Origin of the sequence: Bradyrhizobium macuxiense, assembly GCF_001542415.1 — a bacterium.
Classification (GTDB): domain Bacteria; phylum Pseudomonadota; class Alphaproteobacteria; order Rhizobiales; family Xanthobacteraceae; genus Bradyrhizobium; species Bradyrhizobium macuxiense.
This window is the reverse complement of record NZ_LNCU01000012.1, coordinates 4,178-5,618: the sequence shown is the minus strand read 5'-3', so window position 1 is coordinate 5,618 and position 1,441 is coordinate 4,178. Positions and strand designations below refer to the sequence as shown.

Here is a 1,441-nt window from a genome sequence, read left to right as displayed (position 1 = left end):
GGCAGGGCTATCGCATATGACCGAGCATGCCGAGGAAAAAGGCATGATCCCATCCGGCGCGCTTGATTTTGCGCCGGATGGAGGCGCGGTCGGGGTGAGCTCGCAGGATATTGAGTGCGAGCCTGCGCAGGGTAGCGAGGTTCTCGGGAGCATGGTCCTTTCGCGCGCGATTGCCGTCCTCGGCGAAATGGACGTCGAGCACCCAATGGAGCTGGTTCTCGATGCCCCAATGACTGCGGGTGATGTGCAGCAGCCGCTTGGGGGAGATGTATTTGGACAAGAGATAGTGGCGTACAACCGGTGCATCGGCCCGGTGGCCTCGCAGACGCCTGCGCGAGGTGATGCGCCCCACCGCTGCGACGCCGGGGAAGTCGTGGTGCGCAGCCAGGCTGGTGTTGCGCATGATGGTGGCGCGCCGCGCCTCGTGCCGATCGTGGCTGGAGGGGTCGATCTGCTCGGCACTGCTGCGCCTGCCCGATCGCGCAAATTGTTGCGTAACCGCCTTGAACAGGGGGCCGCGGTTGGCTTTGATCGCCAGAGTGTAATTGCCACCTCGCTCCAGCACGGCGCTGGCAAAGGCGCGGCTGCAATGCAGGGCATCGGCGGTAACGATGCAGCCCTCCAGACTGAGAAGGTCCAACACTTCCAAGGCGCCTGCCGTCTCGTTGCGACCAGGCGCTTTCTGCTGAGCCAAAGCCATGCGGGCATCCACCGCAAAGACGTTGACCAGATGCAGCGGCGTGGCTTTGCCGCCGCGCTCGTAGGCGCCGCGCAACGCCTTGCCGTCGACGGCCACCACTCCGGTGAGCTTGAGCCCGTTGGCTTTGGCAAAAGCCGCCATGAAACGACGGAAAACCTTCTCGAAGGCTTGTGGCTTGAGCAGGCGGAAAACCCGGCTGAATGTGTCGTGGCTCGGGATGCCATGCTCCAACCGAAGGAAGAGCCGCAACAGCTCCTCCTTCGCTGCTCCGAAGTCCGCCATGTCCGAGCACGATTCCGCTCCGCACAGCGTTGCTGCCAGCGCGATGACCAGCACCTCCAAAAGATCGTGCCTCGCATTGGCCGCCCGCGGGTCCGGCAATCGACCAAAAACCTTCTTGAATTGGCGCATCCGACCCCCTTCTTGACCCAGGAGTCGTCTTCAGAATCTCTCTTGCTCTCCAATGCAATAGCCGGCGTAAATCCATATGCGATTCCCCTGCCGCAAGCGGGGAGAGGTCGGATTGCATCGCTAGATGCAATCCGGGTGAGGGGGTACCGGTCTTACGGCGTGCAGAGCTCGCGGATGCAACCCCTCACCCCAACCCTCTCCCCGCAAGAGCGGGGCGAGGGAGCGCAGCCCCGATGCGGGCGCGCACTATCACAGCCTCACCCGCCGCCCCTCATCCGCCGCCCAGTAGCCCGTGTAGTTCACCTTCGTCGTCTCATAGGCCAGCGCGAG

Annotated in this window: 1 protein-coding gene; it reads right to left on the bottom strand. The window is 63.6% G+C overall.

From position 1 onward, the window contains the following. Positions 1-7 precede the first annotated feature (7 nt). Positions 8-1,111, bottom strand: a complete 1,104-nt coding sequence (locus AS156_RS02740; RefSeq protein ID WP_066499663.1) for an ISAs1 family transposase — start codon at positions 1,109-1,111, stop codon at positions 8-10. Positions 1,112-1,441 lie beyond the last annotated feature (330 nt).